The 15,030-nt window shown below is 42.5% G+C and carries 14 protein-coding genes; 6 read left to right on the top strand and 8 right to left on the bottom strand.

Features of this window, described 5'->3' with window-relative positions; genetic code table 11:
• Positions 1-341: 341 nt before the first annotated feature.
• The 4 genes from J502_RS02320 to J502_RS02305 all read left to right on the top strand — a co-directional run bounded on the left by J502_RS02320 (position 342) and on the right by J502_RS02305 (position 5,412).
• Positions 342-1,979, top strand: coding sequence for an MFS transporter (locus tag J502_RS02320; protein WP_034682974.1), 1,638 nt, complete (start codon positions 342-344; stop codon positions 1,977-1,979).
• A gap of 57 nt (positions 1,980-2,036) precedes the next feature.
• Positions 2,037-3,182: an HlyD family secretion protein gene (locus J502_RS02315; RefSeq protein WP_034682972.1), complete on the top strand. Its 1,146-nt coding sequence runs from the start codon at positions 2,037-2,039 to the stop codon at positions 3,180-3,182.
• A gap of 102 nt (positions 3,183-3,284) precedes the next feature.
• Complete coding sequence (locus tag J502_RS02310) at positions 3,285-4,181, top strand: 1-aminocyclopropane-1-carboxylate deaminase/D-cysteine desulfhydrase (RefSeq protein WP_005018708.1); 897 nt, start codon at positions 3,285-3,287, stop codon at positions 4,179-4,181.
• A gap of 31 nt (positions 4,182-4,212) precedes the next feature.
• A complete protein-coding gene (locus tag J502_RS02305) occupies positions 4,213-5,412 on the top strand; it encodes a BaiN/RdsA family NAD(P)/FAD-dependent oxidoreductase (RefSeq protein ID WP_034682969.1) in 1,200 nt (399 codons plus the stop codon).
• A 1-nt stretch (position 5,413) separates the two neighbouring features.
• Here the strand turns inward: J502_RS02305 and J502_RS16890 are convergent, their stop codons facing one another.
• The 4 genes from J502_RS16890 to J502_RS02290 form a co-directional block, all read right to left on the bottom strand.
• A complete protein-coding gene (locus J502_RS16890; RefSeq protein ID WP_171072007.1) occupies positions 5,414-5,560 on the bottom strand; it encodes a hypothetical protein in 147 nt (48 codons plus the stop codon).
• 138 nt (positions 5,561-5,698) lie between these two features.
• Positions 5,699-5,905, bottom strand: a complete 207-nt coding sequence (locus J502_RS02300; RefSeq protein WP_005018700.1) for a hypothetical protein — start codon at positions 5,903-5,905, stop codon at positions 5,699-5,701.
• Between the two features lie 78 nt (positions 5,906-5,983).
• Complete coding sequence (locus J502_RS02295) at positions 5,984-7,945, bottom strand: mechanosensitive ion channel (RefSeq protein ID WP_005018698.1); 1,962 nt, start codon at positions 7,943-7,945, stop codon at positions 5,984-5,986.
• Positions 7,946-8,217: 272 nt separating this feature from the next.
• On the bottom strand, positions 8,218-8,550 hold the full coding sequence (locus J502_RS02290) for a flagellar basal body-associated FliL family protein (RefSeq protein ID WP_005406693.1): 333 nt from the start codon (positions 8,548-8,550) through the stop codon (positions 8,218-8,220).
• Positions 8,551-8,706: 156 nt separating this feature from the next.
• Here J502_RS02290 and J502_RS02285 point away from each other — a divergent pair, with 156 nt between their 5' ends.
• Entirely contained in the window at positions 8,707-9,129 is a 423-nt protein-coding gene (locus J502_RS02285) for a hypothetical protein (protein WP_005018694.1), read from the top strand.
• Between the two features lie 26 nt (positions 9,130-9,155).
• Here J502_RS02285 and J502_RS02280 read toward each other — a convergent pair whose 3' ends face one another.
• Positions 9,156-9,917: a ferredoxin--NADP reductase gene (locus J502_RS02280; protein ID WP_005406562.1), complete on the bottom strand. Its 762-nt coding sequence runs from the start codon at positions 9,915-9,917 to the stop codon at positions 9,156-9,158.
• Between the two features lie 85 nt (positions 9,918-10,002).
• On the opposite strand from J502_RS02280, the gene gigC reads away from it, so the two are divergent.
• Positions 10,003-10,884, top strand: coding sequence for a LysR family transcriptional regulator GigC (gene gigC / locus J502_RS02275; RefSeq protein ID WP_026443998.1), 882 nt, complete (start codon positions 10,003-10,005; stop codon positions 10,882-10,884).
• Positions 10,885-11,168: 284 nt separating this feature from the next.
• Here gigC and upp read toward each other — a convergent pair whose 3' ends face one another.
• The 3 genes from upp to nuoM all read right to left on the bottom strand — a co-directional run bounded on the left by upp (position 11,169) and on the right by nuoM (position 15,029).
• Complete coding sequence (gene upp / locus J502_RS02270) at positions 11,169-11,804, bottom strand: uracil phosphoribosyltransferase (RefSeq protein ID WP_005018688.1); 636 nt, start codon at positions 11,802-11,804, stop codon at positions 11,169-11,171.
• Positions 11,805-11,924: 120 nt separating this feature from the next.
• A complete protein-coding gene (nuoN, locus tag J502_RS02265) occupies positions 11,925-13,418 on the bottom strand; it encodes an NADH-quinone oxidoreductase subunit NuoN (RefSeq protein ID WP_005018687.1) in 1,494 nt (497 codons plus the stop codon).
• 3 nt (positions 13,419-13,421) lie between these two features.
• On the bottom strand, positions 13,422-15,029 hold the full coding sequence (nuoM, locus tag J502_RS02260) for an NADH-quinone oxidoreductase subunit M (RefSeq protein WP_005018684.1): 1,608 nt from the start codon (positions 15,027-15,029) through the stop codon (positions 13,422-13,424).
• Position 15,030 lies beyond the last annotated feature (1 nt).

Raw genomic sequence — 15,030 nt, 5'->3', positions numbered from 1 at the left:
TTGAACTTGCAGAAAACCATAGGGAGCATGCTCAAAACTGCACCTTTGAAAAGTATAAATGCAGTTTTCTTTTTATACTATGGTGTCTTATATTTAACTAAAGCTTTAAAGTTTCAACAAAAAACTTACTTACATATCAGTATATAGCTTTCAATATATGCCTATTCGAACTCTCCATCATTTTTAATACTTAAAAATTCAATTAGCGAGAAAGCTATGACTTGTAATAAGCTCACTCTTTGTTTGAAGCTTTATTTATAGAGTTGGCGGTCGCTTTAATATAGGGAAATATGAGTGGAACTTAAGGTTTATAACCTTGAGTTCTAAAACTGGGAAGCTGTATGGATAAAACACCACGTTTTATAGAAACTCCACCGGACTGGACACCGGATGAACGCCCGACCTTACCTGGTTCTCCAGCAGCAATCGCCCACTCACGCCCAAAGCGTTTTCTTTATCTGTTTATTGGATTATTTGTAGCCATTGCGGCCAGCTTGAGTAATGGCTTTATCACTGCCAATCTACCTATCATTCAGGGAGAATATGGTTTAACCCTATCAGAAGCGGCATGGCTACCAGCAGCCTATGTTATGGCTAATGTCAGCTCAAACCTGATTTTATTTAAAGCCCGACAACAATATGGTTTACGTCTGTTTTCAGAAGTCGGGCTGATTGCTTTTATTGCAGTTCTGATTCTGCATATTTTAGTACATACCTATGAAATGGCTCTCTTTGCCCGTTTTATTGCCGGTCTGGCTGCCGCGCCGCTCAGTTCTCTAGGTATGTATTATGTTATGCAAGCTTTCAAGAAAGAAGATATGGCCAAAGGTATTTATATTGCTTTTGGTTTTCAGCAGCTTGGCTTGCCTCTAGCCTGGATTATTTCACCTTACCTGGTCGATACTCATAGCTGGATGGTACTTTACACTTTTGAACTAGGGTTAGCCATCTGCTGTCTGGCAATGGTAGTTTCATTAAAATTACCACGCAGTCTAAGAATTTATGTTTTTGAAAAACAGGACTTTTTTACCTTTTTATTACTTGCTCCAGGTTTTGCCTGCCTGTGTATAGTACTTACTCAGGGACCAATCTTGTGGTGGTTTAATAGTGAATGGCTGGCATATGTGCTTATTGCTGGTCTTACCCTGTTAGTCGCCGGATTACTTTATGAACACTACCGGGTCAACCCGCTTATTATGACGCGCTGGTTGAGTACAGGGGCAATTTTACATTTTATTCTGGGCGCTTTTGCTATTCGTCTGCTCATGTCGGAACAAAGTTATGCCGCTGTCAGTTTTTTAAAAACGGTAGGTATGGGGCCAGACCAGTTTGTGCCACTGTATATCGTTATTGGAGCAGGTATTTTGTCCGGTACACTTTTTAGCGCTCTAACCTTTTCCAGAGAGCGAATTATTATACATCTGGTACTGGCTGAGTTTTTAATCCTGGTGGCATGTGGTCTCGATTATCATCTGACCAGTGAGGTACGGCCTTCCAATTTCTTTACCAGTCAGTTTCTGGTTGGGTTTGCAGGTGGTGTTTTTATTGGCCCCCTGCTACTGGCCGGTTTTGCCAAAACACTAGCACAAGGGCCATCGCATGTCGTTACCTTCATTGTGCTGTTCTCTGCAACTCAGACTTTTGGCGGACTGGTCGGTTCTTCATTTTTCAATACCTACCAACAGCATCGTACCCAAAACTACAAAGCTGAAATTACTTTAGAAATGGACAGAACCGATCCACTGATTAGCCAGCGTTTACATCAGTACCAAGCAACCACAGCTGCTCAGTCATCTGATATAGTACTCGCACAAACTCAAGCATTACGAAACTTGAATCAAGTTGTAACCCGCGAAGCACAAGTCCGGGCCTATAATGATGTTATTGCCCTGAACGGGCTGTTTGCTGTAGTACTGTTAATCTGGGGCCTGTTTATTATTGTCCGGATGAAGATTGTTGCAAGACGCATGCAGACATAGACACAATCTGCAAGTTAAATGAAAATTTGATATAAAAACAGAATTTGAGTTATATCCATGCCAGAAGACCAAAATAAAACTGATCAACAGACAGAACCGGCAGCACAATCTGAACAGGTTGAGCATGAAAAGACTGAAGCCCCTGCTACACCTCAACCTTCCAGCAAGCTGATTCCAACCAGACATTCCACTTTATTCTGGATGCTGCTTGTTTTAATTATTGGTATTACAATTATCTTATGGGCTTGGCGTTTAGGTCCGTTTCATACAGCAATCGAACGTACTGATAACAGCTATGTTAAAGGGCAAACAACTATTTTGTCTTCTCAAATTAATGGCTATATTCAGCAGGTTATGGTCAAAGACTTTGACTATGTCAAAAAAGGGCAACCTTTACTGAGAATTGATGCAAAAACTTATGGGGAACAAGTTGTCCAGGCAGAAGCTGCGGTAGAACAGGCAGAAAATAATCTGGCTAACCAAGAACAGGCAATTGCCCAGCACCGCGCCGATATTGCAGCAGCTCAGGCGCAGGTAGAACAGGTCAAAGCACAGTATGAACTGGCGCGTAGTCAGCTGCAGCGCTATCAGCAGCTTGGTAATAGCGGTGCTGCCTCTAAAACAGAACAGGATAGAGCCGCAGCTGATGTAAAAAATGCACAAGCACAGCTTAGACAGGCTGAGGCAAATGTTGAGGTCGCACGTGAAGCATTGAAAACTGCTCAAGTGGCCCAGATTGGTCTGAAAGCACAGGTCAAAAATGCACAGGCACAACAAGCACAGGCTCAGACCACCCAAAATTATAGTCTGATCAGTGCTCCAATGGACGGCCAGCTTGGGGAGGTAAACCCGCGTGTGGGGCAATACGTTGCTGCAGGTTCACAGCTGTTATTTCTAATTCCAAAACAGACTTGGGTTATTGCCAACTTTAAAGAAACCCAGATTGCCAATATGAAAGTTGGTCAGAAAGCAAGTTTTACAGTAGATGCTTTGAATGATCGTCAGTTTACTGGTCGCGTAGAACGGATCGCTCCAGCAGCCGGTTCAGAATTTAGTGTAATTAAGGCTGATAATGCTACAGGCAATTTTACCAAGGTGGTACAGCGTATATCGGTACGGATTGCAATTGATCCAAATCAGCCAGGAATTAAGGATTTGCGTCCGGGTATGTCCGTAATCAGTTCAGTTGATACCAGCTCATAATGAGCTGTTTAAATAACTACCATGTAACAGCAGTGAACTGCCTTTTTAGCTACAACAGTTTATGATTGTTTTATCTTAGTCTAGTCTATATTGCCAGTTTTTATGCTTGACCTTTTAGCTCAGCCTGTACCTTACCAGACTATTATTCAGCACGCTCAACTGAGCTTAACTGTCAAGCGGCTAGATCTGGTTCATCCAGAAATTTCTGGCAATAAATTTTATAAACTTAAAAACAATATCCATTTTGCTCTGGCAGAAGGATTCAAACAGCTTCTGACTTTTGGAGGCGCTTTTTCGAATCATATTGCTGCTACCGCCGCCGCAGGCAAACTTGCCGGTTTATCTACTATAGGTATTATCCGGGGAGAAGAACTGGCTCAGCGTCCGTTTAATCCAACCCTTATGCAGGCCCAAGCAAATGGCATGCAGCTCTATTTTATAAGTCGTCATGAATACAAATACCGGGCTGATCAGGCCTACCTGCAGACGTTACAGCAACGTTTTCCTCAGGCTTATATCATTCCAGAAGGCGGTACCAATTCACTCGCTGTAACTGGGTGCAAGGAAATCCTTTCTTCACAAGATCTGGAAAACTATGATGTTTTCTGCTGTGCGGTGGGTACTGGCGGAACTATGAGTGGCTTGATTGAAGCCAGTTCAGAACAGCATCAGGTCTTAGGTTTTCCAGTGCTAAAGGGAAATTTTTTACAAGCAGAAATTACTCAATGGACTAACAAAACCCACTGGCAGCTGCTACAGGATTATCACTTTGGTGGTTATGCTAAAACTACGCCTGCGCTGCTCGACTTTATACAACACTTTAAGAAAGCTTATAGTATTCCTCTTGAACCAATCTATACGGCAAAAATGCTATTTGGACTAATAGATCTGATTCAAAAAAATTATTTTCAACCTCATACCCGTATTCTCGCCATTCACAGTGGAGGATTACAAGGTTTCCCTCTACATCCTGAATCTTTTTCTGAAAATCGACTATAATGCCGAGCTTTTTTATGACTGGGAATTACTGATGGCTGCAGCATATTATGATGTGATTGTTATAGGTGCCGGCGCATCTGGACTAATGCTCGCAGCTTTGGCTGCCAGACGGGGGCGTAAGGTTCTGGTTGTAGAGAAAGCCAATAAAGTCGGCAAAAAAATTCTTATGTCTGGTGGCGGTAAATGTAACTTTACCAATTTATATGTCGAGCCTGAACACTACATTTCCAATAATCCGCATTTTGTTATCTCTGCTCTATCCCGCTATAGCAACTGGGATTTTATTGGACTGGTGTGTGATTATGGTATTGAGTATGAAGAGCGCAAGCATGGACAGCTCTTTACCTTAAACGGCGCCAAAGATATTTTAAATATGCTGCTCAGTGAATGTAAAAAAACAGGAAATGTTGAAATTCAAAGCAGCTGTGAAGTCAAAGCGGTAAATCCACTTTATGAAAACAACTTCGAAGTTATCACAGCACAAGGTCAGTTTAACTGTGAATCTGTTGTTGTAGCTTCTGGTGGTTTGTCTATTCCTACACTGGGTGGTTCAGGTTTCGGCTATGAACTGGCAAAACAGTTCGGTCATTATGTTTACCCTACCCGTGCAGGCTTAGTTCCTTTCATCTTTAGTGATCAGTTCAAGGAAGTAACTACCCGTTTAAGTGGTAATGCACTGGAAGCAACTCTAAGTAATTCTTTAAATAGTTTTACTGAGGCCCTGTTATTTACCCATCGCGGTCTAAGTGGCCCAAGTGCCCTACAGCTGTCTAATTATTGGTGTAATGGTGAAAGCTTTCAGATTAATTTTCTGCCGGGAACAGATATAGCGATATGGTTAAAACAAAAAAAGCAGTCGCAGCCTAAAGTTCTGCTCCGTACATTACTTAATGAATATATGGCTAAAAGTATTGTAGTAGAGCTACAGAACTTGATTTGGCCTGAAGAATCTGAAACCGGAATTGCTAATTTAAGTGACCAGAGACTAGAAGAAATCGGTGAGAATCTGCAAAATTTTAGTGTTAAGCCTTCTGGCACAGAAGGTTACCGTACCGCTGAAGTGACTTTGGGTGGGATAGACACGACTGAAGTTTCATCCAAAACTATGGAAAGTAAAAAACAGAAAGGGATTTATTTTATTGGTGAAGTATTGGATGTCACTGGCCACTTAGGGGGATACAACTTTCAATGGGCATGGGCTTCTGCCCATGCTGCCAGTCAATATGTATAAGTTATTCGAGATAATCTGTACGTAATAAAATAATCTGGCGCGTCTGCTGTAAACGGTTAATGGTCGCCTCCATCTTGTTTACAGCAAGCATCATTGAACTTGATTTTTCTGTTTTAAATATTGTATTTAAAAGATTTTTAATTAACATAACAGTTCCTTGTTTAGATTTTTATTGAATACTATTTTTTCTTTAAGTCTTCATCATATATAAACTGTTTCCTCAGCACAATTGGGGCCCTACAAAATTTACCATATTTTCATGACGATATTTGGTCTTAAAGATTTTTCAGAACTCCTCATGCTTCTGTTCTGGACATTTTATCTTTGAATTATGTTCGGACTTATTTTCGGTTACATTCTGTTTATGACTTAACTCAGAATTTTTCTTAAAGATAAACTTATAAGCCGCACTTAAAAAACCTGTAGTAATACCGGCAATAATTAATGGTGCAAGAACCTTGTTGGGTGGACGTCGCTCCGGATAGTTTTGCATTATTTTTATACTTCTCCTGTTATGAACTTAAAAAGAAAGGCCACGCTCAGGTGACCCATCTTTTATTCAGATCAAAGCTTATTTTTGATCATCTTTCTTTTCTGGATTTTTGTTAGCATCTACATTCGGCTCAGCTTCACCTGTAGAGCCAAATGGATTATTAGTAGGCGGATTTACTGGATTAACCCCTACTGAATCAGGCGTAACCTGATCAATGCCAGAGGCTTCATCATCACCATATGGTGCAGTCGTTAATGTCGCCGGAGTAGTATTTGACAAATCTGTACGCATTGGCGCATTGGTATCATTATCGGTATCTGGCATAAAAGTTCCATTCTCCGCAGTTTTAGTTGTGCTGTCAGTTACCTGAGACGAAGCCCCATCCATAGATAATTCAGATGATTTAGCAGCTGAAGTATCTGTACCTTGAGATGAAGTCATTGACGGGCTAGTTGCAGGGGTGTGAGCAGCTGTAAATGAACCAGTGGTTGAAGTCATTGTTGAACTGGTAGTACCGGAGTCATTATTTCGTAAAGGATTTGGATGGTTCGCCTCACGTTTCGCTTTATCAATCAAGTCAGTCAAAACACGTTCAGCCGGTTGGCGTCCACCTAAACCAAAGGCTAGAGCAAATGCTACTGCCACCGCACCCAGAGTTAGACCAAAAGCAAGGTTTACAATAGAGTCGGCAATGCCCATTGCACGTAGACCCATAGCAATTACCAGACCCATGATTAATACACGAACCAGGCAACCTAACCAACGTGAACTATTGTATTCACCACGTTCAACAACATTCGCTACTATATTGGCCAGCCAGAAACCTACTACCAAAATTACTGCACCTAGTAGAATATTGGCACCAAAGTAAATGAACATGGCAATCAGCGCGCTGACTTGCTCAAAACCAAGACGGTTTGCTGCTTCAGACAGAGCAAACAGCATAGTGAAGAATACAATTAGGTAACCAACAATACTGGATACTTTGGCATTACCCATGAAACGCTGAACACCAACCTTAGCTGGTAGTTCATCTGCACCTGTACCGGCAATCAGTTCAGCAACCAGACGGCCAACAAAGCGTGACACGATGTATGCCAGAATCAGAATCAGGCCCGCAGCAATAATATGCGGAATTGCATTCATGATTTCATAGAGCATCGCAGTTGCAGGTTGAGAAATACTTTGTATACCTAGTGCTTCAAAAGCTACAATCAGTGCTGTAATCATAATGATTGCAAACACGAATGAACCAAGGAATCCAGGTAAATTAGAATTTTTAAATAAACCTACTTTTTGTACCTGAGTCTGCAAGTCAAGGCTGTTAACCAGACCTTCTACAATACCACGAACAATTTTGGCCAGAATGTAGCCTGCAAACAGGATGATAGCTGCCATGAATATATTAGGAATATATAGCGCAGCTTTATTAACCAGGTTTTGAACTGGCACCAAGAGGCCATCCAGTCCCAGAATAGAAAGGACAATTGGCAGGAACAGTAAAAGGATTAACCAGTAAATGATATCAGCAATATTTTTACTGATAGGACTTACACCGACATCATTACTCAACTTTTCATCAAGTTGTGTACGGGCCAGTACTTTGGTTAAACCGGTACGCACCAGACGTGCTACCAGCCAGCCAATAAAGCCTACCGCGATTGCTGCAATCAGATTAGGAATAAATACCAGCACTTGACTGATCATATTACTAAACGGACCGCTGACGCTATTGATATTCAGAACATTTAAAGCAGCAATAATGGCAATAATTAAAATAAACCAGAATACAATACGTGAGAAAAGTCCCTCATAATTCGGAGACGTTCCTGTAGTTGTAGTGTGCCCTGCTGCATTAGATAATTTATGATTGGTATTCATTTTTTGCAGAAGCTTTTTAACTCCGGCAGCAATGACCAATGCAATAATCCAGCCCAGAATTAATATCACAACCGCCGCAATAATGGGATGGAATTGATCCCAATAGTACATTGCATCAAAACCCGGACCTCGGGCTCCTCCAGCATAGTAATCATTCATTTTGTTATGCCCTCTTGTTATGCTTCAATTTGCTTGTTTTAAAGCGTTTTAAGTTGTTAAGAATGTTTAGAAAGCTAGGCTTATATTCCTTTTCAACATATTTTGTGGACAATGTTTATTCAACTACAGTGAGCATAAATACAACAAATCGTCAGTAAAAGATTGCAAAAAAGCCCTAATGTATACACATTAAGGCTATAGGCTGAGGTGACTTAAGTGGATAGCAATATTTAAACGGCCGCCACTATAGTCTGATCCTCATCTAGCTAGCCTTATTGACCATGGGCAGAACCAGTACCGGTATCATGAGCTGCTGCTGTACCGCCAGTATCTGTTGCCGTTGCCGTACTGTTGTCTACTGCCGTCGCTTCGGTATTACCGGCTACTGCTGGAGTTGTATTGTTCATGGAAGCTTGTTCCATTTCTGCATTAGGATGCTGTGGCGGAGCCTCAGAAGAATCCGGATCACGGTCGCCAATCATATAAACCACTAAAGCCGCCAGAAAAATACCTACCGCAATAAGAATATAAATAGGTAAACGGTTTTTTTTTGCCGTATCCTGTGGGCCATTAGTATGAGGTGGTTTATTAAAATCGTGTTGCATAGTCATTCTCTTATTCTTATGGCTTGGATTTTCATCATAACAAGCACTTATGTTGTATTGTGTGAAAAAGCATAGTGGGAACGTGTGCAATGTTTCTAAGTTGTAGTTAAAAATGCGCTATACTATTGGGCCAAGTTTTATGCATTCTGTTTATTTATGGCATATCGTCTACAGCGTACCTCACTGGATTTAGACACCGATGTTACGCATCAGTGCTATTTACATCATACGCGTGACCTGCACCTGATCGGGATTATTGAGTTTAGCAAGCCTAGCTATGTATTAAAGTGGGGCGATCTAGAATACTTCCGGCGTCGTACTGAAGAATTTTCAGTAATGCCGTTTCCCGATTGTGTAAATGCGATGATCATTGATATTCGTAATATCAGTGCATTTCTGGATCAGGAAGTGCCTATCATTCCTTGGCGCCTGCTTGAAGAAGACTGTCCAATCCGGCTGGTGGTCCCACAAGACCGTATTGAACATTATTCAGGGATATTTGAACCGACTTGGCTCAGTTCAGATGTTGACAGTGCAATTCAGGAGATCCGCGAGTTCGTAGATATGTTTGTGCATTAAACATATCTATATATACTTATTATCCCTTACCAGTAATTTTCCACCGCAATATTTCCCTCACCCCGACGATTCATACTGAGCCCACGCCGTTTCAGTGCCTCTTTGGTATCTTCTACCATTTGCGGATTACCACAAAGCATTACATGACTGGTCTCAGGGTTAAATTGCAGCCCTGCCGCAGCTTCCAGTGCACCATTTTCAATAAGTACGGGCAAACGTTCATGTAATCGGGCATTTGGGTCACGGGTGATAACTGGTATAAAATGAAAGCCTTGTTGCCCTTCCCCAAATATTTTGGCCATTTCCTGAATGCGGTCTAGATAAGCCAGCTCGGCCGCTGTACGTACACTGTAGACCAGCTGAATTGACTGATATTTAGTCCAAGTTTCAAAATCCTGTAGCATTGATAGAAACGGCGCCAGACCAGTTCCTGTGGCAAGCAGCCATAGATCTTTAGGCAGTGGCAACTGATAACGTGCCAAAGTCAGATATCCATAAGGAATCTTTTCCAGATACAGCTCGTCATTTACTTTCAGGTACTGTAGCTGAGAAGTAAAAGCCCCGTCAGGCACAACAATCGAGAAAAATTCCAGAGTTTCATCAAAAGGTGAAGAAACAATTGAATAAGCGCGTACGATCAGCTCATCTCCAACTTTTAAGCCTATACGCGCAAACTGGCCGGCAGTAAACTTGAAATGTGCAGGTCGTGTCAGCGTAAAACTGAACAGGTTAGAGGTCCAGCGCTGTACTGATAAAACTTTTTCCTGAGTAAATTTTTCAATTGACATGATTTCTACATGGCATGAGAGACTGTGCTCATGGTAGCATGACCATCTATTTATTTTATATTTTTTAAACGTTAAGGCTTCATTCATGCGTATGACATTACGCCAGCTGGCGGTTTTTGTAGCAGTTGCTCAAGAGGGTACCGTCACCCGGGCAAGCGATGCCGTAAAACTGACTCAAAGTGCAGCCAGTATGGCACTGGCAGATCTGGAAGATGGTTTGGGTGCCCCCCTGTTTGACCGCTTAGGTAAACGTCTGCAACTGAATGATCTGGGACGTTTCTTGCTTCCGCAAGCTTTAGAAATACTAGGTCGTTGTGAGTCTTTTGAACAGGCTGCTAAAGGTGAACTACAAAGTATTGATTTGCGTCTGGGTGCGACCTTAACGATCAGTGATTATTTAATGCCTGATCTGATGGCTGGCTTCTTGCAGCTTCAGCCCCAAGCTCATCTACAGCTTCAGGTAGGTAATACCCGCCAGATGATTGAAGCTGTAAATCAGTTTCAGCTGGATTTGGCACTCATTGAAGGCTCATGCCATTTACCCCAACTGCAATGTATCCATTGGCGTGATGATGAGCTTGCTGTCTGCTGTGCACCTGATCATCCATTGGCACAGCATAAACAACCGCTGAGTCAGAAAGATTTTTTAAATGCTGAGTGGATTTTGCGTGAAGAAGGTTCAGGTACCCGTGAAGTATTTGATAATAGTATTTTGCAGGATCTACCTGATGCAAACATCCGTTTAACGCTTGGGCATAATGAAGCCATTTTAAAAATAGTTGCTGGTGGTATGGGGGTTTCCTGTATTTCCAGACTAGCTATTGAGCCTCTTCGTGAAAAAGGTCAGTTAGTCATACTAGATACACCCTTCTGGCAGTTAACGCGCCCTCTTTTTATGCTGGTTCACCGCCAGAAATATCAGGGTCCGGGTTTAAAAGCATTTATGCGATTTTGTGAAGAGAAATAAAAAAAAGCGCCTTAAGGCGCTTTTTTTGATCAGTCTACATCATTTTCATTAGCTATATTCTTACTGTCTTTCTTATTTTGGAGCAATTTTTGAAAAAATTTCATTTTTTAGCAGGAATTCATCTGGCTAATATCACGCTCATTCTAGCCAGATTAAGCGGGTACAGGCCTTTGCTATAATGTTGCACTCTTAACCTTAACAGCATAATTTGCAGTATTTCAAATTTAAAATATTCTAATAAAAAAAGAGGCTTTCGCCTCTTTCTTACCTCGACAGCAAATATTTTAGTCTTTTTGTACTGAACCAAAAATCTTGTCGCCTGCGTCCCCTAAACCCGGCACAATGTACCCCTGTGCATTTAGTCCTTCATCAATTGAAGCAGTAAAAATACGCACATCTGGATGAGCATCTTCTACTTTCTTGATTCCTTCAGGCGCTGCAACCAGGACCATCACCCGGATATCTTTACAGCCACTGGCTTTAAGGACATCAATTGCAGCCACTAGCGAAGCACCTGTGGCCAGCATTGGATCAATAATCATGGCGATACGATTTTGTACATCTGGAACCAGTTTCTTATAGTAAGTCCGCGCTTCTAATGTTTCTTCATCACGTTCAAGCCCCAATACAGAAACTTTGGCGCTCGGAATCAGGTTTAAAAAACCATCCAGCATACCAATGCCGGCACGTAAAATTGGTACTACGGTAATTTTTTTACCGGCAATACGTTGAGTTGTAACTGGTCCTGCCCATCCTGCGATTTCATGGTCAACTACTGGCAGATCCTGTGTTGCTTCATAAGTCAGCAGCATAGTAACTTCCTGAGCCAGTTCACGGAAATTCTTGGTGCTGATATCGGCACGACGCAAAAGACCAATTTTATGACGGATTAATGGATGTCGGATTTCTTGAATGGGCACGGGAGAACACCTAAAGAATAAGTTTTAGTTGGGGGCATTATAAATGTTTTTTATATCTGAAATAAGCAAAGCCCCCAATGTCTGGGGGCTTTTTTTGTTAAATCCAATAATTTTTAAGAATTATTGCTGACTTAACATGAAGTGGATTGGAGATAAAATCTCGGCTTGGAGCGCAAGCTTGATCATCGGATCTGGATAGATACCCAGGAACAATACCAGCACAGCTGCACCAAGAACCATTAAACCGCCGACTTTCTGGCCCCAGTGCTTATCTGCATCGATACGCGGTGTCTCAGGCGGCGTCATATACATAACCACCATTACACGCAGGTAGTAATATAGACCAATACCTGAACCTACAATCACCATTGCAGCCAAGAACCAGTGCTGGGTAGTAACTGCTGCCATAACTACAAGAAACTTACCAATAAAGCCTGCAGTCAACGGAATACCGGCTAGAGACAGCATCATGACAGTTAAGGTTGCAGTCAGAACCGGACGGCGCCAGAACAGACCTCGGTAATCTGCCAGTGATTCAGCTTCATCCAGATTATTATATGGACTCGACATCAGGGCAACAGCACCGAAAGCGCCGATCGTAGTTAATACATAAGTAATCACATAAACGCTTACACTGCCCAGACTTACATAGGTCATGCTGACCAGTGCAATCAGCAGATAACCGAAATGCGAAATCGATGAATAACCTAGAATGCGCTTTAAGTTTACTTGACGAACTGCCAGCAGGTTACCGACCAGAATCGATAAAACTGCAATAATGGTAATAATAGTCACTAGTGACTCAATCAGGATCGCACCTGAAGTGAGTATATAGCGCACAAACAGGCCAATAGTCGCTACTTTTGCTGCGGTAGCAAGGAAGGTTGCCATCGGTGCTGGTGCACCTGCATAAACATCAGGCGTCCATTTATGAAATGGCGCCAGCGATAGTTTAAATGCAATAGCAAAGATAATCAGTCCCAGACCAATAATTACCATTGGTTGCTGGATTGCCTGCATGAGTGCCTGTACTGAATCATAGAATGACAGTGAGCCAGTATAAGCATAGATATATGCCATACCCATCAGTAGCATAGCTGAAGCAGTAGCTGACAGCACCAGGTACTTCACACCAGATTCAAGAGAGCGGGCGCGCTGATGTGTATAGGCCAGCAAACCGTAAACCGGAATTGACATCAGTTCGAGGCTGATAAAGAAAGATGCATAGTGACTGCTTGAAACCATCAGCATTGCACCAACCACTGAAGTCAGTAGCAGAATATACAGCTCTTCACGGTTACTCTTATAGGTCTCGATATAAGCATGAGACAGTGTTGAACAGGCCAGTGCAGCGATCAAGATTAGTAACTGGTACAGCATGGTAAATGGATCAACCATAAACATGCCCATAACATTCGCCGGTACAAAATGACCACCGAACATTTCCATCAGGATATAGATGACGGACAGGTTTAAACCCACTACTGTGGCAGTAGCAATCAAGTTATGGTTACGTTTGATTGCCGTGAGGATCATTACCACGATCGCAGTTAAGGCCACGATCATCACAGGAGCTAATGGCATAAGCTCGGAAAATGACATTGTGAAGTTCATGGCTTATTGGATCTCCACATTTTCGAGTTGAGTCGACACCTGCTGGGTGACATCAACGACTTCTTGAACAGGAATGTAGCTATTTGCTAACCACGCCATACTTGAGTTGGACACATCAAGGAAAGTTTGTGGATAGAGACCAAGCCAGACTAGACCTAGCGCACAGATCAGCAGAATTACCATTTCACGAGCATTCAGATCTTTTAATGGATGTGAATAATGCTGCTTTTGTTCTTCATTTGGCACACCAAATAAAGCTTTGTGAATCAGGATTAAACCATACAGACCGGCAAATACCAGACTGACTGCTGCAAGAATTGTAAATACTGGGAATTTTGCATAAGAACCCATCAGGATCAGGAACTCACCAATGAAGTTACCCAAACCAGGAATACCGACTAACGCTGCCACAAAGAACATCAGGAAGAATGGCAGATACTGGAACTGACCGCGAATACCGCCCATCAGACGCATATCACGTGTATGCAGACGCTCATAAATCTGGCCACACATAATAAACAATGCAGCAGACGACAAACCATGAGCCAGCATCATGATCATCAGACCCTGGAAGGTCAGGATATTACCGGCATATAGCGCCAATAACACAAAACCCATGTGCGAAATGGAAGTGTAAGCCAGCAGACGCTTCATGTCTGTTTGCTGGAAAGCACACCATGCGCCGTAAAAAATACCGATCAAACCAAAGATAATAGCGATATTGGCAAAATCTGCAGATGCTGCCGGAAAGAACGGAATAACAAAACGGAGCAAACCATAAGCAGCAGTCTTAATCAGGATCCCTGCAAGGTCAACCGAACCTGCTGTAGGCGCCTGAGCATGGGCATCTGGTAACCAGCCATGTAACGGGAATACTGGCAACTTGACCGCAAACCCGATAAACATACAGATCATAAATGCGTATGCAACTGAAGGCAGCTGAGTGTCCAGTGCATTGGCAACGCCCAGCAGATAGTTATAGCTGAAGTTGATGGTACCGGTCATCATATAACCGTAAATCACCAGCCCCAGAATACCGATCAGCATGATCAGGCCTGCAACCTGCGTATAAATAAAGAACTTGGTTGCCGCATAAACACGCGAACGTCCATTTGAACCTTTATGTCCCCAAAGTGCGATCAGGAAGTAGATCGGCACCAGCATCATCTCCCAGAAGAAGAAGAACAGGAACATGTCGATAGCCAGAAATACCCCGATGACTCCACCTAGAGACCATAATAAGTTCAGGTGGAAGAAACCAACATTTTTCTGGATTTCACCCCATGAACAGCCTACTGCCAGCACACCAAGAAGTGCTGTCAGGCCGACCATGAGTAAAGAAAGTCCATCTACTGCCAAATGAATATTGATACCCAGGGTTTGAATCCAAGGTAGTGCAAATTCTGCAGACCAGGTTGGAACCTTCTGGCCCAAGCTATAGTCATAAGTACCAGTCTGCCAAAGAGCAATGGTCAGGCCCAAAGTAACGAGCATGCCAATTAAAGCAATCCAGCGTGGTAGATGTTGGTCGAGCTTGTCGACCAGCCAGCAAATAAAACCTGCAATGAACGGAACAAGGATCAGCGCGGGTAAAATTAAATTGTTTTCCATT

The organism is Acinetobacter sp. 1294596, from assembly GCF_000582925.1.
GTDB classification, from domain to species: domain Bacteria; phylum Pseudomonadota; class Gammaproteobacteria; order Pseudomonadales; family Moraxellaceae; genus Acinetobacter; species Acinetobacter radioresistens.
This window is presented reverse-complemented; position numbering and strand designations above follow the sequence as displayed.